The organism is Streptomyces sp. NPDC006265 (assembly GCF_040613555.1).
Lineage (GTDB): Bacteria > Actinomycetota > Actinomycetes > Streptomycetales > Streptomycetaceae > Streptomyces.
In genome coordinates this window covers 1-19662 of record NZ_JBEXSH010000014.1, presented here as the reverse complement: position 1 = coordinate 19662, position 19662 = coordinate 1, and the positions used below count along the sequence as shown (strand labels likewise).

At 70.5% G+C, this 19662-nt stretch carries 24 protein-coding genes; 14 read left to right on the top strand and 10 right to left on the bottom strand.

Annotation, left to right across the window (positions count from 1 at the left end; all coding sequences use genetic code 11):
* Positions 1–7: 7 nt before the first annotated feature.
* The 6 genes from ABZ281_RS02920 to ABZ281_RS02895 all read right to left on the bottom strand — a co-directional run bounded on the left by ABZ281_RS02920 (position 8) and on the right by ABZ281_RS02895 (position 6511).
* Positions 8–565 carry a hypothetical protein gene (locus ABZ281_RS02920; protein ID WP_356651471.1) on the bottom strand — a complete coding sequence of 186 codons (558 nt, stop codon included), beginning with the start codon at positions 563–565 and terminating at the stop codon, positions 8–10.
* The gene (locus tag ABZ281_RS02915) at positions 562–906 is read right to left on the bottom strand and encodes a hypothetical protein (RefSeq protein WP_356651469.1); all 345 of its coding nucleotides are present in this window, start codon (positions 904–906) and stop codon (positions 562–564) included. Before ABZ281_RS02915 ends, ABZ281_RS02920 begins: the two co-directional genes overlap by 4 nt.
* 17 nt (positions 907–923) lie before the next feature.
* Entirely contained in the window at positions 924–2054 is a 1131-nt protein-coding gene (locus tag ABZ281_RS02910; protein WP_356651467.1) for a conjugal transfer protein, read from the bottom strand.
* On the bottom strand, positions 2051–2317 hold the full coding sequence (locus tag ABZ281_RS02905; protein WP_356651489.1) for a hypothetical protein: 267 nt from the start codon (positions 2315–2317) through the stop codon (positions 2051–2053). Before ABZ281_RS02905 ends, ABZ281_RS02910 begins: the two co-directional genes overlap by 4 nt.
* A 186-nt stretch (positions 2318–2503) precedes the next feature.
* Complete coding sequence (locus ABZ281_RS02900) at positions 2504–3457, bottom strand: hypothetical protein (protein WP_356651465.1); 954 nt, start codon at positions 3455–3457, stop codon at positions 2504–2506.
* Positions 3458–4948: 1491 nt separating this feature from the next.
* On the bottom strand, positions 4949–6511 hold the full coding sequence (locus ABZ281_RS02895) for a hypothetical protein (protein ID WP_356651463.1): 1563 nt from the start codon (positions 6509–6511) through the stop codon (positions 4949–4951).
* A gap of 769 nt (positions 6512–7280) precedes the next feature.
* Here ABZ281_RS02895 and ABZ281_RS02890 point away from each other — a divergent pair.
* On the top strand, positions 7281–7508 hold the full coding sequence (locus tag ABZ281_RS02890; RefSeq protein ID WP_356651461.1) for a hypothetical protein: 228 nt from the start codon (positions 7281–7283) through the stop codon (positions 7506–7508).
* A 116-nt stretch (positions 7509–7624) separates the two neighbouring features.
* Here ABZ281_RS02890 and ABZ281_RS02885 read toward each other — a convergent pair whose 3' ends face one another.
* On the bottom strand, positions 7625–8317 hold the full coding sequence (locus ABZ281_RS02885) for a GntR family transcriptional regulator (protein ID WP_356651459.1): 693 nt from the start codon (positions 8315–8317) through the stop codon (positions 7625–7627).
* 217 nt (positions 8318–8534) lie between these two features.
* On the opposite strand from ABZ281_RS02885, the gene ABZ281_RS02880 reads away from it, so the two are divergent.
* The 13 genes from ABZ281_RS02880 (at position 8535) to ABZ281_RS02820 (ending at position 17339) form a co-directional block, all read left to right on the top strand.
* Entirely contained in the window at positions 8535–9173 is a 639-nt protein-coding gene (locus ABZ281_RS02880; RefSeq protein ID WP_356651487.1) for a WhiB family transcriptional regulator, read from the top strand.
* Positions 9170–9454 carry a hypothetical protein gene (locus ABZ281_RS02875; RefSeq protein WP_356651457.1) on the top strand — a complete coding sequence of 95 codons (285 nt, stop codon included), beginning with the start codon at positions 9170–9172 and terminating at the stop codon, positions 9452–9454. Before ABZ281_RS02880 ends, ABZ281_RS02875 begins: the two co-directional genes overlap by 4 nt.
* Positions 9451–11001 carry a DUF2637 domain-containing protein gene (locus ABZ281_RS02870; RefSeq protein ID WP_356651455.1) on the top strand — a complete coding sequence of 517 codons (1551 nt, stop codon included), beginning with the start codon at positions 9451–9453 and terminating at the stop codon, positions 10999–11001. The genes ABZ281_RS02875 and ABZ281_RS02870 overlap by 4 nt, the downstream gene beginning before the upstream one ends.
* Positions 11002–11064: 63 nt before the next feature.
* Entirely contained in the window at positions 11065–11238 is a 174-nt protein-coding gene (locus tag ABZ281_RS02865) for a hypothetical protein (RefSeq protein WP_356651453.1), read from the top strand.
* Positions 11235–12242 carry a hypothetical protein gene (locus tag ABZ281_RS02860; protein ID WP_356651451.1) on the top strand — a complete coding sequence of 336 codons (1008 nt, stop codon included), beginning with the start codon at positions 11235–11237 and terminating at the stop codon, positions 12240–12242. Before ABZ281_RS02865 ends, ABZ281_RS02860 begins: the two co-directional genes overlap by 4 nt.
* Before the next feature lie 9 nt (positions 12243–12251).
* Positions 12252–12692 carry a hypothetical protein gene (locus ABZ281_RS02855; protein ID WP_356651449.1) on the top strand — a complete coding sequence of 147 codons (441 nt, stop codon included), beginning with the start codon at positions 12252–12254 and terminating at the stop codon, positions 12690–12692.
* Positions 12689–13546: a hypothetical protein gene (locus tag ABZ281_RS02850; RefSeq protein WP_356651447.1), complete on the top strand. Its 858-nt coding sequence runs from the start codon at positions 12689–12691 to the stop codon at positions 13544–13546. Before ABZ281_RS02855 ends, ABZ281_RS02850 begins: the two co-directional genes overlap by 4 nt.
* A 278-nt stretch (positions 13547–13824) precedes the next feature.
* The gene (locus tag ABZ281_RS02845; protein ID WP_356651445.1) at positions 13825–14061 is read left to right on the top strand and encodes a hypothetical protein; all 237 of its coding nucleotides are present in this window, start codon (positions 13825–13827) and stop codon (positions 14059–14061) included.
* A gap of 217 nt (positions 14062–14278) precedes the next feature.
* Positions 14279–14833, top strand: coding sequence for a hypothetical protein (locus ABZ281_RS02840; RefSeq protein ID WP_356651444.1), 555 nt, complete (start codon positions 14279–14281; stop codon positions 14831–14833).
* A 24-nt stretch (positions 14834–14857) separates the two neighbouring features.
* Positions 14858–15511 carry a hypothetical protein gene (locus ABZ281_RS02835; protein WP_356651442.1) on the top strand — a complete coding sequence of 218 codons (654 nt, stop codon included), beginning with the start codon at positions 14858–14860 and terminating at the stop codon, positions 15509–15511.
* Positions 15512–15674: 163 nt separating this feature from the next.
* Complete coding sequence (locus ABZ281_RS02830; RefSeq protein WP_356651440.1) at positions 15675–15941, top strand: hypothetical protein; 267 nt, start codon at positions 15675–15677, stop codon at positions 15939–15941.
* 79 nt (positions 15942–16020) lie between these two features.
* On the top strand, positions 16021–16293 hold the full coding sequence (locus tag ABZ281_RS02825; protein WP_356651438.1) for a hypothetical protein: 273 nt from the start codon (positions 16021–16023) through the stop codon (positions 16291–16293).
* An 86-nt stretch (positions 16294–16379) separates the two neighbouring features.
* Positions 16380–17339, top strand: a complete 960-nt coding sequence (locus ABZ281_RS02820) for a hypothetical protein (protein ID WP_356651436.1) — start codon at positions 16380–16382, stop codon at positions 17337–17339.
* A gap of 992 nt (positions 17340–18331) precedes the next feature.
* Here ABZ281_RS02820 and ABZ281_RS02815 read toward each other — a convergent pair.
* The 3 genes from ABZ281_RS02815 to ABZ281_RS02805 all read right to left on the bottom strand — a co-directional run bounded on the left by ABZ281_RS02815 (position 18332) and on the right by ABZ281_RS02805 (position 19578).
* Complete coding sequence (locus ABZ281_RS02815; RefSeq protein WP_356651434.1) at positions 18332–18496, bottom strand: hypothetical protein; 165 nt, start codon at positions 18494–18496, stop codon at positions 18332–18334.
* Between the two features lie 322 nt (positions 18497–18818).
* Positions 18819–19205, bottom strand: coding sequence for a hypothetical protein (locus ABZ281_RS02810; RefSeq protein ID WP_356651432.1), 387 nt, complete (start codon positions 19203–19205; stop codon positions 18819–18821).
* Between the two features lie 226 nt (positions 19206–19431).
* Entirely contained in the window at positions 19432–19578 is a 147-nt protein-coding gene (locus tag ABZ281_RS02805; protein ID WP_356651430.1) for a hypothetical protein, read from the bottom strand.
* Positions 19579–19662 lie beyond the last annotated feature (84 nt).

Below are 19662 nucleotides of genomic sequence, written 5' to 3'. Positions count from 1 at the left end.
GCGGCTGTTACTGCTCGTCGAGGGAGGCGAGGAGGGCTTGGAGCCCGGTCTTCGGTTCCGGCCGCGCCGCAGCTGCCGCCGCCACTGGGACCGGGGCAGGGCGGGCCTTGCGCGCGGGTGCGGATGAGGGCTGCGCGGCGGCCGCCACCGGGGCGGGCCGCTCGGCGGACCGGACGCGCACCGTGCAGGTGGCGGTCGCCAGTCGCGGTCGAGCGACCCGCTGCGGCTTGCCGGCCAGGCGTCCTTGGGCCGGGGTGGAGGAGTAGATGAACAGGCTGCGCACGGCCCGTGCTGGGTCCCGGCCGTCGAGCCTGGCGTACCGCAGCACCCAGGCCAGGCCCCAGGGGATCAGGGCCATGAGGATGAAGTTCATGGCGCCGAAGTGGGCCCACAGCTCCCTCGTCATGACGAGGAGCCCGAAGCTGATCACCATGGTCATGACCTGGGTGATCGTGTAGGGCCCTCCCGGGAGCCGGCCGGCTCCCGGGAGTTTGCCGATGACCAGCGGGTGCTTACGGGCTCGCGTGTACGAGTGCCCGGTCAGCTCCTCCTCCGAGGCACTCACGACAGCTGCCAGTCCTTACCGGTTCCCGCGGGGCCGGTGGCGGCGTGCGGGTGGACTGACATGGCGTTGGTGCCCGTGTCCTCGATCTCGGAGCCGACCTTGGTCTGCAGGACCGAGAGGTTGCTGATGCCCCACAGGACCAGTGCGGCCAGAACGAAGGCCACGAGGGTGCCGACGAAGGAGCGCGTCTTCCACCAGGCCATCAGCACGGCGATGATCGCCATGAGGGCAGCGACGGTGAGGACCAGCGTGCGGACCTGGCCCGTCTTGGTGTTGGCCCAGTCGAGGACGTCACCGGCGAGGACGACGTGGTCGGGGTTGGCGGCTGCCAGGGTGTGCATGAACAATTCCTCTTTCTTCAGGAGTTCGACGGCGACGGCGAGGGAGTCGCCGTTGTCGCGTCGGGGCTAGGGGTGGTGGTGTGCGGCGCCGCGGACGGTGTGCCGCTCACGCGGATGGCCGGGGCGTCGTCGACAGAGGCGACCTCCCAGCGGCCCGCGCGGGACTTGAGAGTGAGCGCGTAGCTCAGCGAGACCGGGCTGCCGACCTGATCCGTGGCGTCGACCTGGACCAGCTGGTGGCGCACTGTGCCGTCCGCCGGCACCGTCTGCTGTCCGGCGTTGAGCGCGTCGTCCTGGACGCCGGTCACCTTCACCGCGGCGTACGGCGCCGGGTTGATGGCCTGCAGGCGCGTGCCGGGTGAGGTGTAGCGGTCGAGCTCGGTCGAGCCGGTGAGGTAGGCAGACAGGAACCCGCGCGCGGTCTCCACCGACGGGTCCGCGCTGCTCGACCCACGATCGGTTTCGTAGGCCAGGCCGCCGGGCTTGAGGGCGGCGGGCGCGGCCACCTGCGCCGGCAGGGACGTCGCGGTATAGCCCACAGCAGTTGCCGTCTTGTCGGGGCCGCCGGCAGTGGCCGGCCCGGTGGCCTGGATGCCGACGCGGAAGTACTGCACCCCCAGGCGCTTCGCCTTGCCCTGGTCGTCGTGAGCCATGACGTCGGCGGCCACAGTGATCGACCAGTAGCCGGGCTGAACCTCACGGGAGGCGATGACGGTCGACTGCGTGGCCTCACGGGTCCCGGGCTTGACGGCCAGTGCGAAGGAGCCGGAGTAGTACGGGGCCAGGTCCCGCTCGGTGCCCTGTCCGGCCTGCAGGTAGGCGGCGACGAACAGTTCGGCGAAGCCGGCCGGTCCGACCGGAGACGCCGGCGCCGCGGCGGCGACCGGCTTGGTGGCGCCCTGGGCCGGCCCTGACGCGCTGAGGAACGCCAGCATCCCGAGAGCCGGGCCGGACACCACGAGAGCCCACACACCGACGCGGGCCAGCCGGGAGATTCCGGACAGGTGGGCCGTGCTCGTCTTCCACCCGGTCTCATCCGGCTCGTCCGCCGACGATTCCTGGGGCTCCTCGACCTCCTCGTCCCAGACCTCCGTCTCGACGAGCTGACTCTTCCTGTCGGCTTTCCGCTGCCGACGCCGGCGCTTCACGACGCCGTCCGCAGGGCCTGGACGGTCAGGACGGTGGAGATGCGCTCCTTGAGCTCGGCCGGCGTACGGGCCAGCAGTACGTCCCACGACGCAAGGGCCGGCTCGGAGTCGCTGTCGAGGAAGGCACGCATCTGCTCGTGCAGGTCGCGGTCCATCGGCCGGCTCACCAGAGCGGCGGCGATCTTGGTCAGCTCGCGTGAGGCACGGGCCACGCGGGCCTCGTCGGCGTCGAGCAACTGCCGGCCGGTGCCGGCCGGGGACATCGTGGTCACGTGGGTTCTCCCGGAGTCGAGAAGGTTGGGGGACGGGGCGTTCAGGTCGGTCCGGACCGCTCTGGCGGGCCTCTCGCCTGCTACAGGTGTCGGGAAAGCGATCGGTGTGACAGCCGGGCTGAAGTTTTTTCGAGCGAGTTCCGCGACGGCCGAGCCGGCGGTCGCCAGCCGCTGCTCTCAGGCCGCGGCGAAGTACTGGGCGAGGTCCGACTTCGTGCGCAGCGTGCGAAGGGCGCGGCTGGCGTGCTGCCGCAGCAGATTTCCTTCGTGGCCCATGGACCGGGTGGTCATGTGCCGCTGTGAGGGCTGGTGCGAGGTGGACAGGTAGTACCGGGCGATGCGCTGCGCCTCGAGCTCCTTCAGCGCTCCGATCTCCACCGCCCACAGCAGCAGGTCGAGGACCTCTGTCCGAGCCTCGTGGCGCGACAGGGGCGGCTCGTCGCCGTCGACGAGTTCCATCTGGGCGGCGCGCATCAACAGGTCGGCGAGCTCGACCGTGCGGTGCGGGGTCTCGGGCTCCTCGCTGGAGACGACGTGCACGTAGCGGGTGTGGCACTCGGCTTCGGCCAGAGGCGCGACACCGGCGGCGAACTCCTGGAGCTCCTCCACCTCGTCGAGGCAGGCGGCCAGGGTGCGGCGCGTCAGCTGCAGAGTGTCGAGGGCGAGGTTGTTGAAGATCCGCCGCGGCCGCCGGTCGAGCGGGTAGGTGCGGACGACCTCGAAGGCGGCGCCCAGGACCGTCGCGCAGACGTCGTCCCACGGCAGGCCGTACGAGCGCCGCTGGGTCTTGGCCATCAAGACCGCCTTGGGCAGCAGGACCCGCACAGCCACCCGCCACGCGAGGTGAGCGTCGAAGCCGGTCCCGCCGGCCCGCTCGACCAGCAGGTGCATCAAGCGGTCGTGACCGTCCAAGTCACCGCGGCGGTGGTAGGCGGAGATCTTGTCGACCACGTCCTGGGGGCCGGCGGCGCCGGCGAGGTCCGGGTGCTCCTCGGCCCAGATAGCGACGCGGTCCGACGCCCGCAGGTCGCGGCAGAGGACGTCCCAGTCGCGGTTCATCAGGGTGATCGTGTCGTAGCGGGGCGTGGACTCGGAGGAGTCAAGCGCCGGGGTGTGCTGGGTGGTGGCCACGTCCGTGTCCGTCCTTTCGCGCCATCTGGTCTCGATGGCGCTCACACTCCCGAGGCCCCCCTTGACCGCGGTCTGACGGCAATTCCGACGCGATGGGGTCAAGGGGAAACCGGTCCGCGGCGCCCGTGGTCCAGCTGGGCAAGGGGTGCCGCGGTCAAGGGGGTGGACGGAGGGTCAAGGGGGGGTGGCGTCCACTGGGCGAGGCGGACGGATGCGGCCCACTCCGACCGAGGACGCGGTGGAGGCCACTCGCAGTGGATGGAGTTCGGTACGCCGACGTCGACGCCATCCACTGGGTTGGATGGCGCCCACCGCGTGGATGGACGACGGCCGCGCGATGCTCGTCCACATCCACACACTCGCCACCCGAGGTGGGCCGGATCTCCCATCCATCCGCCCATCGCGGTGGCCGCAAACGCCACCCGGTCGGAGACACCCTGGGCCGCCATTGCCTCCACACGCGGTTCCGCGCGGCGCCGGATTCCGACGCATGCCAGAAGCGCTGCCCGGCACCGCGTGGATCCCCTGCTCGCCTGCCGGCCCGCACCAGACAGGCAACCGCCCCTGCGGGTGCCGTACGTGCGCCGGCCTCACCGGTCCTGGCCCGTTGGTGCCAGCCGCGTTTCTCCTTGACCCGGGCCCAGGTCAAGGGGAAACAGCGATTGCCCCGTCCCGTGGTCAAGGGGTTGAAGCAAGGCCGGTCAAGGGGGTGGCCGAGGGATCAGCTGCTGCGGTGAAGCTGGTCAAGGGGGAAGGCGGGAGGGTGCAGGGGGACGGCTGCCAGCGATCACCTCGGGGTGGGTGCACGCCGCCGTTTCACTGCGATCCCGGCTGCGGCTCGGATGGCCGCCGGCGACCACCCACCCACTTCCTCGTCCACCGTCCGCCATCGATGGGGGCCACCGGCGCTCCGGATGGGATGGAGCCCACCGCGTGGATGGACCAGGACCCCGTCCACCGGGTGGCGCCCACCGGATGGTGCGGGCGGGTGGGCGACACCCGATGGCGCGGTCGAACACTCCACCGGGTGGGCTCCACCGCGTAGGCGGTGGCATCGGATGGAGCCCACCCGGTGCGCGGCGCCCGGCGATGGGCAGTGGGCTCCGCGAGTGTGCCGGGTGGGGATGGCGGTGTGCATCGCGCCGGCCTCGATGGTGGTGTCGGTGACGTGTACCCGCGCCGCTCCACCCTTGGCACGAACTCCACGGTGGGGTGTCGCGGGCCCCGTGTTTCTCCTTGACCAGGCTGCGGGTCAAGGAGAAACCGGCGATCGCGAAAGCTGGTCAAGGGGGGCCTCGGTGACAGGAGCACCGCCGTGCCCGACCTTGGAGCGTCGGCTACGCCCGCGTCCCGCTGTCCCCAGCGGACGATGGTGCGGCGGTGCCGTGGAGGGCGGTTCTCCTCCGGGCCGCCGTCGGCGACCGCGGTGTGGAACGCGGTTGGTCCAACGCCACCGGGGAGTGGCGCACCTCGGCCGGTGGAGTGGACGGCTCACGAGGCGGCCCACTGCAGCCGGCGGGTTCGGCAGCGGACACAGAGGCCGGTGGAGCCGAGGGCCGGGCGGGTGCATCCACTGCCGTCCCACCCCGCGCACGCCTCTGGCTCCGCCGGTGGGGACGGACGGCCGACGGGCACGCCCTCGTGTTCTTCGCGGCACGGCTTGCATCTGCGGTCCGGCTCCGCTCGGTTCAGAACCAGGACGGCGCAGCCGCACTCTGGGCACCGACCCCGGGGAGCCGCGGGAGTGGAGCGGGAGGTGGGGGTGGGGTGGACGACGAGGGCGGGAGTGGGCGCCTCGGGTGGCACGGTGGTGCGGCGCCGGTCGCGGACGATCTCCTCGCACACCGAGCACCGGCGGCCGTTGTTCCACAGGACGCCGGCCTCGCAGTCGAAGATCCCGCAGCCCCAGTGCGGCAGTCCGACGCCGAGGATCCACCGGCCGGGGTCGCGGATCTCGTCGGTGAAGGTCCGGGCGGCCCGTGTCTCCAGACGCTGCCGCAGCCGGGTGTCGTCGATGCCGGAGCGCAGCTGGCGGCCGACTTCGCGGGCGATGCGGCGCTGCATGTAGACGCTGGTCTGTCGGAAGAGTCGGTGCACCGGCTCGAGGACGGCGTGCACTCGGGCGCTGATGGTGAGCCCGGGCCCGTCGTATGCGCTGTCGCGGTTGGTCAAGGGGGTGGCGGAGAGCTTGGTCAAGGGGGTGGTCAAGGGGGTTTGGTGGTCATCCGCGCGCAGCGCGAGCCCGCCTTCGCCCAAGCTGTACGGCAGTTGCGCGCTGCGGTTTTCCACAGCTTCACCTACCTGTACCTCGCCTACGGCGGGTGAGAGGAGGGCTCGCTCGTCATCAGGTCGGTCAGTCCTAGGTTCTTCCTTAGTCGCGAGTGATCCCGCATCAGCCGAGGAACCCGATCCCTCACCAGGACCAGAGGTGGAGGAGGGCGCGACGCCGGTGGTGGGCAGTTGTCCACAGGCCGGGTCCGGTGGAAGGGCAGCGGGGATGTCGTGAGCGATGAAGTGGTGGCGGCCGCGCACGCCGGCCCGCCGCTGCACGGTGATCCACCGTGTCGTTTCCAGCTCGTCGACGATCTCCCCGGCGGCCGCGGTGGTGAGTGGCTGGCCGGCTCGCCGACCGCTGTGGTGGTGGAGCGCCCCTGCGAGCTCCGACTCGGTGAGCGGGATGCGCTGGGCCTGGGCGTAGGCGATGAGTGCGTACGCGCGCAGCTGGCGCGGGGTGAGGTCTTCGGACGCGGCCACCGGGATCCACACGAATCGCTCGGCCGCGGACAGCGGCCGGGTACGGCGCACCGCCGAGGTGCCGCATCCGCCGGGCAGGGAACGGCGGGTCGAGGACAGCTCGACGACGCCGTCGGGCCCGGGACGCATCAACTGCGTCATGCCGCGCTCGACGGAGGCCTTCGACAGACCGACGTACTGCGCGATGGTCACGGTCGCCGCCGTGCATCCCTCAGGACGCGACGCCAACGCGGCGATCTTCACGTACGCGGTCAGCGCGACGTCGGCGTAGTGCGGGTTGGTGACGAGGCGCAGGGGCACCTTCACACGCTGGCGGCGCTGCGGGCGCGCCTGATCACCCGTCGGCGGCGGGCTGCTCGGAACTGCTGCTGTGCGGGGCACGCTTCTCCTGGCGCACCGGTGCCGCGGGGCGGCGACTCGGGTGCGCTGGGTCTCGACGGCGTCCGGCAAGGACGCGCGGTCTGGGGTCTGGCCAGAGGCACTCGGAAAAACTGAAGGAACGGGCCCTTCAGCTGCTACGGGTGTCGAAAAAGCCGACGGTGTGACAGTCCGGCCGAGAAATCCCTGACGACCTTGTGACCAGCAGGTCAAGGGGACGGCAGGGGCGGCGGCAGACCCCCTTGACCAGACCCGTGAAGGGCAGGTGGGCAGGCGCCGTGAGCAAGGGGGCAGCGCTGCCGGTCAAGGGGTGCCGGCCGGAGCTGGTCAAGGGCAGACCGCTGGAGCACTGCGCGCCATGGCGGACCGGAGCCGGAGCCAGGGCCGCGTGCGTGGGCACGCAACGTGGCGCTGACGTCACGGACGGGCGAAAAACCACCGCGATCGGCGTGCTTCGGTGGCGTCCGAGCTGACAAAGGGCATGGGTGTACTGCAAGATGGACCCCGTTCTCCCGGGTCGCCCCGGGAAACGACAAACCCCTTCGGGGGGATTGCTGCTGGAGGGCAGTGATTGCCGGACCATTCGGTCTGGCCCTCGCTCAAACTGGGCCGCTAACCCGGGACTGAGCGGTGACGGCCGGCAGAGGAGCAGCTAACTCCGAAGCCGGCGGAGAGGGGCGAGGAGCAGCCTTTGCTAGAGGCGCCCGCCCGGAAGACCTACGACATCCTCAACTCCCCCTTCCAGGGGGATTTCGTTTTTCTGGGCCCGGCCGCGCCGGGCAGCGCCCACGACAGCGCCGCTCCCGGCGCGGTGAAACCGCTCGGGGTCTGCGCGGTGCTGGTCATGGGAGAACCGCCTTCTCGGTTCGCCAGGCTCGTCCTCGGCGCTGTGCGCCGGGGGCCCGAGGGTGAGGCGTAGTGGATCAAGCGGAAGTCACCCTATCCCCTGACAGCCGCCGTGCACACGCACTCGGCGCGTTGTCCACTCACCGTTAAAAAGTGCGGCCAAAAGGGGGCAGTTGGCGCATGCTTGCGCTAACTGGCGGTTCCCGTACGGATGGTCACGCGATCTGCCCGTACTACCGTCAAAAGATATGAAGTTGGGCGTTCATCCGTGAAGCCGACTCTTCGAATCTCGAATACCGCAGCACCGCCCCGGGACCTGAGGAGCGAGCACTCCTCGGTGGTGGCCGGCCTGGCTGTCCAGTTGTTGGCGTGGCTGGTCTCGCGTCGCAGGGGGCCCACTGTGAACGGTGCGACGGTGGCGGCCTCGGCTCCCGTGACGTCGAGGGCGGCCGGGGTGAAGAGGGTCTGCAGTGCCCATGGCGCGCCGGCCTGCAGCAACACCGCTTGCCGCACGGACAGGGAGGCGTCCGGTGCGAGGTTCAGGGCCTCGACCGCGGCGGCGTCGGTGCCGGGGGCCCCGCTCCTGATGTCGTTGTGGCCGCCGCCGTCGGAATCCGCCGGCCGGACCAACCCGTCCTCGTGCAGCCGGGCCTCCATGGCGGCGGTCGGCTGCAGCACTCGGCTGCGGCGCCGCGGGGCCATTTCGACCAGGCCCTCCTCTTCGAGGACTCGCAGGGCCTGGGCCATGGTGTTCGGGGCGACGCCGTACTTCTCGGCCAACTCGCGCTGACCGGGGAGCTTCTCACCCGGGGTCAACCTGCCGCTCAGGATGTCGGCGCGCAGCGCGGCCGCGACCTGCTCGTGCGGGTGATGGGACGTCATGGGCACATCTTGCCGCACCCGCCAGAGCTCCCGGCTCATCCGCTCCACCTCTCCTTGACGTGATCGCCAATGGCGTGCATCATCTGACTCAACTGCATTAAGGCAGTTAAGGCAGATGGCGCGTGAAAAAGCAAGGCGGCCCCCGGGGCTGGTCCCCCCGGAGGCCGTGAACGCGCCTCACCCACCAGAGCGCAGGAGATGAGAACGCGTGAACACCATGATGGCAGCCCACTCCACGACGCCGGCCCGCGCCCGTGGAACCACCGAGGACAAGATCGCCCAGTACCTCGCCGACACCGAGTCGATCGACGACCTCGTCGCCGGCGGCTACCTGGCCGGCCACGACGGCCGTCTCATCGCCCAGCAACTCCGAGCACCGCAGCTGCGCCGGTCCCTCACCCACTCGGTCTGCTACACCGTCCAGCCGGACGTCGACAACTTCTACCAGGAGGACGGCGAACCGGACGCCGACTGGCAGCAGCGCCGCGCCCGCACGGTCCGCGACCACTGCACCGTCTGCCCGGTACGCGCCGCGTGCGCCGAACTCGCACTTCGCGACGAGGACACCGCCGGCGTCCGTGGCGGCCTCGCCCCGGACGAGCTCGACAGCCGGCTCGCGGCCGAGACCACCAGGCTCAAGCGAGCCCGCGCCGCGGACGAGCGGGCCGCCGAGGGGCAGCGCGCCCGCATCGCCGCGGGGGCGGAGCTGCAGAGGCTCTGCGGCCAGTACCTCGGCGCCTCCGGGAAGCCCGAGAAGCGCCTGGAGAACATCGAGAACATCCGCAAGGCCGCCCGCAACCGCGACGAGCTTGTCGCCGCGCACCGCCGCGCCGCCGGCTGGACGGGCGCCGCATGAACCCCGCCGGCGACGCACACGCCCTCAACCGCGCCCTGGTCAGCGCCCTCGCCCACCGCGACGACGTCCTCTTACTCCCTGTCCTCGTCCCCGCCGGCACCGACATACCACCCGTCAACCCGCTCACCGTGCTGCTCCTGGTCCTGCTCCGCCAGGCCACGGCCGAGCGCGACGCCTTCAGGGACTGGATCACCCAGGACCCCACCCCGCCCAGCGACGACCCGCTGCGCGCCCGGGCCGCCGAAGCGGCCAGCAACCTCGCCAGGAGGGACTCCCCGTGACACCCGACCTCGCCCCCCACGGCGCGGCCCTCGCCGAACTCTTCGGCAGCTGGCAGTTCGTCCTCGGAACGCTCGTGCTCACGCTCGGCCCGGCGATCGCCCTGCGCCGGCGCCGCGTTGCCCTGGCCACGCTCACCGACGACGAGCGCGCCGCAGCCGCCGACCGCCGCGGCCGACGGGTCGAAGACGTCCTCACCGTCGTCATCGCCGCGGCCGCAGCCGCCCTGTCGGCCACCGGTCTGCGCCGGGTCGGCCACCACCAGATGGGCCTGGAAGCCCCGTACGACCTCCTGCCCTTCGTCGCACTGGACGTCGCGGCGATGGTCTGCGGCCGCCGAGCCCGCCGCCGAGCCCGCGACGGAGACGGGCCAGGCCTGTCCGGAGCACTCTTCTGGATCCTGGCCGGCATCAGCGCGGTCTTCTCCGCTTCCGAAGCCGACTCCCTCCTGGGCGGCGCCGTTCGCGCGGTGTGGCCGGTCCTGGCCGCCGTGCTCTGGGAGATCGGCTCGCTCGAGGAGCGCCGCGCCGCCCGCACCAAGGGCGGACGCCCGGATCGACGCATCGCCCTGGTGCGCCTGCTCCACCCCGTCGAGGCCTTCCGCGTCGCGCTGCTGCTCGCCGCCCGCCAGGACCTGGCCCAGGAGGAAGCCACCGTCGAGGTCCGTATCTCCCGGGCCGCCTACCGCTGGTACCGGCTGCGCCGCGCGCAGGAAGCGGTCAAGCGGAACGCCAGGATGACCCGTTGGGCATACCGCCTCGCCGAGATGCATGCGGACGCCCGCGCCCAGGATGCCAGCGAGCGGGCAGGATGCTCCGACCCCGTCATCCTGAAACGCGTCGTCGCCCGGCTGCAACTGCGCGTACGCCAGTCCGACATTGCCGGGATGAACCTGAGGAATCCCGCCGCGTTCGAGGGCATCCTCAGCACCCTGATCGGCGCCATCCCGACCATCCCATCCCAGGCGACGGACCCTCATCCCGCGCCCGCATCCCACTCCGCCGACGACGAAGAACCGCAGGCCAAGGCCAGGATGGCCGATGACGGCGGACCCGAGGAGGACGGCGACGACGAGGACGCCGCCTTGCCGCACCCGGACGTCGACGCCGAGCAGGATGAGGAGGCGGCCGCGGAACGGAAGACCGACGCCGAGGTCATGACCGCCTTCGTCGAGACCGTTCCCCGCAAGGATGACGGCACGTTCGCCTGGGGCATCAACAAGTGCGCCGAAGCCCTCGGCATCGGCAACCCGCGGGCCGAGCGGTTCCTGAAGACGCAGGCCGAGTGGCTGCCCAAGGCTCTGGCAGACCATCCTGCGGCGCACGGCGCCGACGGTGAGGAACCTGACCACTTCGACCAGGCCCTCGCCCTGGCGAACGAGCCGCCGCAGCCGGCCGCCGAACCCCGGACCCTCGATCCCGCACCGCCGCCGGCCGGACAACAGCTGTCCCTCGACGAGCGCTTCGCCCTCGACCCGACCGTGGGCGACTTCGAGCAGCACGACAGCGGCCTCCTCCTCCCCGCAGCAGCCGGCATCCGGCAGCCCTGACCTGACGCCTCGCTCCGCAGGGCGCCCGAAGGCTGCCCGCGAGCACGACCGTGAGGACCACCCATGCCCGCCACCTCCTTCGACCAGCACGTCACCGAAGCCCTAGACCTCATCGCACCGGCCCGCCGCCAGGTGAACGCCGCCCGCGCGGCCCGGACCGCCGGCGCCCCGCAGCACCGCCGGCCCCGCCTCGCCCTCGTGCGGCGTCCCGCCTCCCACGAGGGGAGCGAGCAGTGAGCACCACCCCTTCCACCCGCGGCGAGCCGCACAACACCCCGGAGACGGAGGGCACCATGGGAGCTGACGAGACGCAGCTGCGCCGCATCCTGTCCCGCGTCGGTGTCCGGCCACTCGGTCATGCCGAGCAGCCCGTCGACGAAGAGCCCGAGCCGACCGCGGCCCGCCCCGCCCCGTACCTGCCGTCCACCGCCGACACCCGGCGAGACCCGGCCGAGCCCGGCGGCGGCCGACTGCCCGCGCCCGGACAGACCATCGACCTCACAGAGCCCCCTGAGCGGCAGACCCAGGCGGACCAGCCGACGCTCCCCGAGGAGCAGGACGACTCGGCCGACCCGGCGCAACGCCCCGCGATGCGACGCGCGGGTGAGGCGGCGAAGAGCGTGTGGCCGCCCCGCGTCCCCTGGCGCCGGCACAAGGACGACGACCAGGGCGAGGGCCCTGCCGCCGCCGCGGCCGTCGACGAGGGCGCCGCCCAACCGGAAGCCGACCAGCCCGACTGGTACCGCGTTCAGAAGACCGATGATCCGCAGGCAGCGGACCCGGGCACCTACGAGGTGCACAACCACTACTACGGCACTGGCCAGGACTCCTCAGCACCCGCAGTGCAGGGGGCCAGCCGGAGCCGCAACCGCGGCTCCCTCACCGCCTGGTGGGCATCGCTCACGCCGCTGCAGCAGTTCATCCTCCACAACGGATCAGCTGCAACCGCCGGCGCCTGGGGCTGGGGCATGTTCACCGCCCAATGGAACACCGGCCTGCCCCAGTGGACCCTCGCCGTCATGCACGACGCTGCCGCCGGCAGCACCGAGCCGTCCACCCCGTTCATCGTCGGCGGCGGCGTGGTCTTGCTCGCCGCGGTCGTCGGCGGCGGCGTCACCGCCTTCGTGGAGAAGTGGCTGTACCGGCTGCCCTCGTTCTGCATCGCCGTCCGCTTCCTTACCCACATCCCGGTCGCCTCCGCCGGAATCGCCGTCCTGCTGTTCTCCGCCCCCACCTTCTAAGGGACACCCGTGACTAGCCTGCTCGCCGCCGGGGCCGGTTCCAGCGCCCTCGGCCCGATGTCCGCCACCACCATCAGCGTCATCTTGATCGTCACGCTCATCTACGGCATCAAGGGGAAGGGCAGGAAGAAACTGGCCCTTGGCCCCGCCCAGGCCGTCGGCTTCTTCGCCGAGCTCGCCTTCCTGCGCGCCGGCTCCTGGCCCCACGACCTCGGCACCGCCGTCCAGGACATCCCGCGGCAGGTGGCCGCGAACCCCGACCTCGGCAACATCGGCATGACCGGCGTGGTGATCATCCTGCTCGTGCTGTCCGCGTTCGCCCCCCTCGTGCCCTTCACCGGCGCCCTGTGGGGAATGCTCACCGCGGCCGCCATGGCCGCCGCGCAGGGCTCTGTCTGGCGGGCGGTCATCTCCGTCGCCACCGCCGCGCTCTCCCTGGTGGGCGCATGACCGGCAAGCCCAACGAGACCCAGGCCGGACAGCCGGAAACAACGAAGACCGCCAAGCGGGAACGACGCAAGCCCACGCTGCAGGAGATCCCGTTCGTCCGCGAAGTGCCCGTCGTAGCCAGCGCCAGCATGGTCGTGCTGCGCTACGTGGGCGCCTGGCTGCGAGGAGGCGATGAGGAGAGCGGCGGGTTCGGCGTCCGCCTGCTCGCCCTCGGTGTCGCGGGCTACGTCGCCCTTTACTTCGCAGAGAAGCATCCCGGGCTCTGGTACGTCTACGGCGGCGCCGGCTTTCTCGTCGTCACCACCGTCGCCGTCCGCACCGGCCTGGCGGCCGGCCGGACCGTGAAGGACTTGGAAGCCACCCCGATCCCTGCTGAAGAGGAGCCGGGCACCGACGCCCCAAACGATCATGAAACGCCGGGGGAGGAGGACCGTGAAACAGAGCCGCCCACGGCCAGCCCGGCCGAAGCCGACGCGGCGTTCGGCTTGTTCGTCGAGCACAACGTCGCCTTCGCCGTCCGCACCGATCCCAAGGGCGACCGAAAGGGCGTCCACACCGACACCCTCCTCAAAATCCTTCATACGACGGGGATGCTGACCGACTGGACCGAACCCATGCTGAGGCAGAAGTGCAAGTCTCTCGGCATCCCCGTGCGCACGCAGATGGGCATCCGCGGCCGCAACTACTTCGGGGTCCACGTCCAGGACCTTGAGCAGTCCCTCGGCAGGGCCGTACGCGTACCCCCTCAGCTCGTCCCCGACATCACCCTGAACGCCCCTCCCGCACCCCCCGCCGAGCCCCCCGCTCCACTCCCCCAGGTCACCCTCATCCAGCCCCCTGCAGGAGTGGGCTGAACCACCCGCCCTCGCCCCCTGCCGGCCGCCGACCGGAGGGGGCGTCCGGGTGCTCACAACCGGCCTTTCACGCGGCACCACTCCCCTCCCGGGAATGGGATCCTAGACACCACTACTAGCCACATCTACGACCGCCTGACCTGCGCATCTATCGGCACGGTAGATGCGTCTATCGCGCCCATCTACCGCACCCAACCGGCTTGTTCCCGTCCCGCCGCGCGCGACCGCCCGGTACGGTCAAACCACACTTCAGAGGACCAGTGGGGGGAGAGCCCGCGGTGGCATGGCGGTACGAGTGCGGCCCCTGCGGAGTCACGACCGGATGGCTGCCGAAGGACCAGGCCTCCGCCAAGCGGGACGAACACCGGGACACCGCTCACCCCGGCATGATCCCGACGGTCGAGGTCTTCGAGTCCAATGCCCGGCCGATCGCCAAGGATCCGGCCGCACTGCGCATGTGGGCGGTCATCGCAGTCGTGTGCCTGCTCGCCTGGGTCATTCAGCTCATCCGCTGACCGGAGCCCGCGTAGCGATGCCTGGGTGTGCCCCGCCCTGAACATCTGACGCATGACGAAAGCCTGTTGCGGTCGCGCGCCCAACTGAACGTTGCGTATTAATAGTTCACTGTGTACTGTGGTTTCGGCGGAGAAAGTTCCGCATCTGTGTCACACGCAGCTCGCCTACGACACCTGTAACAGACGAGCGCACCCACACACCTTCCTGGAGTCCACCGTGACCACGACCCGCACCCTGATGCTCGGCACCGCCGTAACGGCCGCCGCGCTCCTCGCCCTCACCGGCTGCGCCAATGAGCCCGTCAAGAACGGCGAGGTCATCGACAAGCGCGGCCACGCCGGTCGCTGGATCCCTGAATACGAGGACGTGTACCGCGAGAACTGCACGACGATCCGCACCAGCTCGTTCACCGCCGCCTCCTTCACAGGCCACAGCAGCGGCTCCAGCGGCGGCAAATCCGGCTCATCCGGCCGCACCGGCAAGAACAACACCGGCAGTTCCGGCGGTTCGTCCGGTGGCACCCCGCCCGGCAAGTCGCTCACGAACGGAGGCACCTCCGGCACCACCAAGCCCGGCTCTTCCGGCTCGACCACGGGCGGCAGCACACAGCCCACCAAGAAATGCCAGCGCCAGCACGTCGGCCAGAAGCAGACCGGTCAGCACTGGCAGGCGGGCAAGTGGGAGCTCCAGCTCCGCGACGGCGACCGAACCGGCTGGATCACGGTCTCCCAGACCACCTACGACGACACCGACCTTCACGACCAGATCTGACCGACCACCCCCGGAGACCCGTCCATGCCCGCCCTCCCGCCCGGCGACCTCGACCCCTACAAACACCTCCTCCACCCCGAGCTGCACCCCGTCGCGGACTCACGCTGGCTCGGCCAAACCGTCCACGGTCCCCGTCGGAGGCGGTCCACCATCAAGCGCGTCTACGCCACCCCCTTCGGCGTTGACGTCGCCCTCTGCCACCACCCGATCCACCAGGCATCCATCTTCGAAACCCTCCGCCTGGAGGTCACCGACATGCTCTCCTCGCCCGACCAGCCCGCCACCCAACGCACCGCCTACCACCGCAACTACCGCGAACTCCTCCGACTCCACGGCAAAGCCGCCGACGGCAAGATGTCGGCCCGCACCCGCCACGCCATCCAGCGCCGGTCGGCCTTCTGGGAGCGGTACCTCAACGCGAAGGTCTATGTCGAAGCGGCCCTCCTCGAAGGCGTGCAGGCCGACGATCAGGTCGTCGACAACCTCGGCGTGCAGATGACCGTGACCAATCCGGACGCCAAACGCGACAAGTTCAGGAACTGGCGGACCGAGATGACGGTCAAACTCACCCCCCAGCACGCCCACCTCGCCAACCACTGGCGCCCGGCCGACACCGAGATCGCCTGGCCCATCCGTCACGAAGGCTGGGGCCTGCTTCCCACCCTCGGCCTCCTCTGATCCCTCCCCCAAAGCCCCCGTGAACCCACCCGTACGACTGGCCCTTCTCCCCGGCGACCTGCTGCCACGCGACCAGTTACCCACCCCCAGCACCACCCGCCGCTGACTACCTCGACGCGGGGCCACCATTCGGTGGCCCCGCATCATCCAAAGGAGACACCAGATGCACCTCTTCCTTCTTGGGACCGTCCTCGGAGCCGCCGTCACCCTGCTCGCTCTCGCCCTCGGCCGGCGCCTGACCCGACGACCGCACTGCCCCTGGTGCGCCACAGCATCCGCCTGGCCCACCTCCCAGCACGACCCCCTGCACTGCCGCGGCTACGTACAAGAACGCCGCCGCGAACGCCTCCGCGACATTGCACACGGACGCCCGGTCCCCGAACCGAACCCCTGGGGCTACGCACACCTCCTCGACGAGGAACGGCGCTAGCCACAGCGCAGGCTCCGCCCCGTCATCGCCGGCCACGAGCCCGTCCAGCCACTTCACCCAGCCCACCAGATGAGGACCGATGGTTCGCTGCCCCGCCGCACTTCCGACGGATCACACCCCCTGCCCCGGCCCCGTCACCATCACCGTGCTCGACGCGGACAACGCCGGCGCCGACGGATGCGAACACCACGCCGCACGCCTCCTCGCCGTCCTCGACCGCGGCCGCGTCTTCGCACTGCCCCAGACCCCCGCCGGAGCCGCCCACCGTGTCTTCAAGGCTGCAGCTCCGCAGGACGTCCGCCTCCACCGCCTGGCCGACGCCATCGTCACCCCGCCTGCAACGCCCCGCTGAAGCGCGGGCCGGCCAGGCCCCGCTCACCCACGACCAGTCATCCTGAAGGGAACCCCGTGCCTGCCGGCCACCACCCTGAACACGCCGTGAGGGCGTACCGCGACGAACGCCCGTCCATCACCCGGCTGATCCTCGAAGCGCGTTGGGCGCACTACCGCCTCACCGATGCTCTGGAACACGACCCCGACAACAACGCCGTCCCCGCCCTGCGCCGCGTCAAGCTCCTGCATACCGGCGCTCTCATCGACGTCCTCGCTCTGCGCACCCGAGACCCCGACCTCTACGAAGCCGCCCGCGACCATGGCGCCATCCTCCGCGAGCTCGACCACCTGGCCCTCGACGACCACCCCCGAAACGGCCTCAACCACCTACGGGCCCAATACGCCCGGCTCCACCACCACACCCACGGCGACGCATGCCGAGCACCCCACGCCACTGACGACTCTCTGCCGCTCAGGCGCCCGTTCCGCCGATCCGGCCCCCGGCTCGTTTGGCAGATGCTCGACACCTACGCCTGGGCCAACCTCGGCCTCACTCCCCGCTTCGCCGCCGCCGACGTGGCCAGCGAACAACGGCAACACCTCATGACCCGCGGACTCCTACTCGACTGGGCCGCCACCGCAGCACCGGCCGACAACGCCGCAGCGGCGGCCGCGGCTACCGCCGGCCACGCCCTGCGCGCCTTCGACCGCCGGCCGGCCCTGAGCGACCTTCACGCCCGCGCCTACCTCCTGGACGCCTTCCGCGACTTCGACGACCAGGACGAAGACGACGACCCACACCCCCACGACTGCGCAGGGCGATGCGACGGCACCGGCGAAGTCCTCACCGTCCTCACCTGGGAGGACCACGGTGACGACATCTACACCGCCGTCCACCAGGAGCCGATCCTCTGCTTCGGCGCCCCCACCGGCCACGCCCCTGACTGCACCACCTGCGAGGGCCACGGCTTCACCTACACGCCCGGCTACCGCGAGCTCTGCCTCGCCGGACGCATCTTCGACGGCGACCCCCTCCCGGCCACCGTGACGCCGCAGGGAGCATGACCCCACCGCGTCCCAGGCGGCCAGAACCGCCGGCGCCGAACTGCACGTCCGACCTGCGCATGCGCCGGCCGTCCCCGGGCCGCTCCGTCGGACTGTGATTTCTCTCCCCCACCCCAAGTGTGGGAGAAATCTCCCCCACCACGGCGACTGAGAAATCTCCCCCCTGAATGGAGGGAGATTTCTCCCTCCCCGGATGGAGGGGAGATCTCTCCTCCCCGAGATGCAACGGCCGGGGGGTGATTTCTCTCCCCTCCGGCATCCGGGGAGGGGAGAGAAATCACCCCCCGCGAAAGAGCAGGACTTGGCCCCGCAGACCACCGCCAGAGGCCCGCTTGCCCTACAACTTGCCCCACAACATGCCCTACAACTTGCTCTACAGGTTGCCTTTCAACTTGCCCCACAACTTGCCCCCACGCTGACCACCGATACGGGAACCTGCACTTCAGGAGGACGGTCAAGGGGGTTGGGACGCGCCGACTACTTCTCTACGAGACCCCAAAGGGCACTGAGGACATCAGCGAAGAGCCACAGGCAGACGACAGGAAGGAGGAAGCCGACGGGAGGTGAGGAGGAAGCGACATGGATGGGAGAGCAGCAGGACGGGAGGAGCGAACACCGAGAGCAGGCGGACCGAGAACAGTAAGCGAGACGTAGAGGCGCAAGAGCACAAGAGCTGAAGGGACAGAAGAACAGCTGAAGCAGACAACGACGGACGAGACGCAGACAGACCAGGAAGCACGGAGACAGAAGACAACGGCGGACGAGACACAGACAGACCACGAAGCAACGGAGACAGACAGGGAGAACGGAAGCGGGAAGACCCAGGGAACGTGACACGAGACAGAGAGCCGAGACGGGATTTGAGAGGGCCGGGCAGCTGGCAGGTCGCCGAGGCTGCGGAACGTAAGCGGCCCCGCCAGCGAAACGCTGAGCGGGGCGCGAGCAGGGGGCGGCAGGGAGGGGGCGGCAGGGAGGGGGCGCGGCGCGCAAGATTACGCGGTTCGCCGGAGCATCCGCATTGCGGCGGCCCGGCCGCTGGTGCTGAGGCATTCCGCCGCGTGGAGTCGCAGCGCCCGCGCTCGCGTGAACGCGGCGGCGGCCTCGGGGTCGCCACTTGCTGCGCGGGCAAGCAACTCGGTGATCTTGCTGTCCTTCATCAGGGGTCCTTTCGGTGTGCAACGGCAGTCCACCTGAGGGGCCGGATGTTCTCGCCGTCCCTACAGACGAGCCGTTACCGGCAATGGGCGGTGTGAGCTTCGGCGGCGGGGTTCGAGAGCGCGCGGGAAGCATCCATGGAGATCTTGAGGCTCAACGCGGTAAGGACGATCGCGGAGACACCCAGCAGGACACTCAAGAAAATTCCGGCCCGGCGGTCGATCCGACGGTTCATCATTGCTTCCCACTTTCCTAGCTCCGGAGGGTGGCGCGGAGATGTGCGGTCGGACTCGGGTGCCGCCCCGCCGGGGGCGGCACCCGGTGCTAGAACCAAGCCGCCCCACAGCCGAGGTCGTTGCGGGCAAGGTCCCGAAGCGCGGACAGTTCGCCGTGCGCCCCGCACTCGACACATGTGCCGCCGCGCTGGTCCCCGTCGGACTCGAAGTCGCCGATGAGAATGATGTGCGGGCGGGCTATGGGGGTCCTGATGGTGGACACGATCAGGCCGGACTCGGGACGCGCGGCAGCGCGCTCCGCGAAGTACTCGGTGCGTTCCTGGATGTCCTCCAGGTCCTGCTCAGCGAAAATCCAGGTCAGCCGCTCCACGGAGCCAGGCTCGCCGTACGGGAGCCCGGTCGTGGGGCACATCGCCGAGGTCTCGGTGACGGGCGTAGCGGCGACCTTCGGCGAACGGCGAAGCAGGGCGAACATGGAATCTCCCAGGAGTTTTTCGGCGGCGCTGGCCGGCTGATGTGACAATAATACACAATGAAAACTCGATACGCAACAACTCTGGGTAGGGTCAACGGTGGGCGGGGTGGCCCGGCCCCGGTGGGCGAGGGGGCCGGGGCCGGGCCTGTGGCGGGCGCAGGCGGGCCCATGGAGGGTAGGGCCGCCCGGCCCTGGCTCTGGGATTCAACGCCGCCTCACGGAAGGGTTACAGGGAGATCCGGGGGGACTGCACGTCCAGCCGTGCCATGTAGCAGTCGGGGCAGAGATCCGCTTCCTTCTCCATCTCGTTGCCGCACTCCTCGCCCCATCCGGGGCAGGCGGGTATCTCAGGCTGGCTGTTGCGCTGCGTCATTCTCGGCTCATCTCGGTTGGTCCGGCCGTGGGGGGGGGGGGGGGGGGCCCCCCCCCGGGGGGGGGGGGTGTGGTGGGGGGGTGT

Bases quoted from the DNA above. Each gene is read 5' to 3' on its own strand.
- ABZ281_RS02915 (WP_356651469.1), bottom strand. From the start codon at position 906: ATGCACACCCTGGCAGCCGCCAACCCCGACCACGTCGTCCTCGCCGGT.
- ABZ281_RS02905 (WP_356651489.1), bottom strand. From the start codon at position 2,317: ATGTCCCCGGCCGGCACCGGCCGGCAGTTGCTCGACGCCGACGAGGCC.
- ABZ281_RS02885 (WP_356651459.1), bottom strand. From the start codon at position 8,317: ATGACGTCCCATCACCCGCACGAGCAGGTCGCGGCCGCGCTGCGCGCC.
- ABZ281_RS02880 (WP_356651487.1), top strand. From the start codon at position 8,535: ATGATGGCAGCCCACTCCACGACGCCGGCCCGCGCCCGTGGAACCACC.
- ABZ281_RS02875 (WP_356651457.1), top strand. From the start codon at position 9,170: ATGAACCCCGCCGGCGACGCACACGCCCTCAACCGCGCCCTGGTCAGC.
- ABZ281_RS02865 (WP_356651453.1), top strand. From the start codon at position 11,065: ATGCCCGCCACCTCCTTCGACCAGCACGTCACCGAAGCCCTAGACCTC.
- ABZ281_RS02850 (WP_356651447.1), top strand. From the start codon at position 12,689: ATGACCGGCAAGCCCAACGAGACCCAGGCCGGACAGCCGGAAACAACG.
- ABZ281_RS02835 (WP_356651442.1), top strand. From the start codon at position 14,858: ATGCCCGCCCTCCCGCCCGGCGACCTCGACCCCTACAAACACCTCCTC.
- ABZ281_RS02830 (WP_356651440.1), top strand. From the start codon at position 15,675: ATGCACCTCTTCCTTCTTGGGACCGTCCTCGGAGCCGCCGTCACCCTG.
- ABZ281_RS02825 (WP_356651438.1), top strand. From the start codon at position 16,021: ATGGTTCGCTGCCCCGCCGCACTTCCGACGGATCACACCCCCTGCCCC.
- ABZ281_RS02815 (WP_356651434.1), bottom strand. From the start codon at position 18,496: ATGAAGGACAGCAAGATCACCGAGTTGCTTGCCCGCGCAGCAAGTGGC.
- ABZ281_RS02810 (WP_356651432.1), bottom strand. From the start codon at position 19,205: ATGTTCGCCCTGCTTCGCCGTTCGCCGAAGGTCGCCGCTACGCCCGTC.
- ABZ281_RS02805 (WP_356651430.1), bottom strand. From the start codon at position 19,578: ATGACGCAGCGCAACAGCCAGCCTGAGATACCCGCCTGCCCCGGATGG.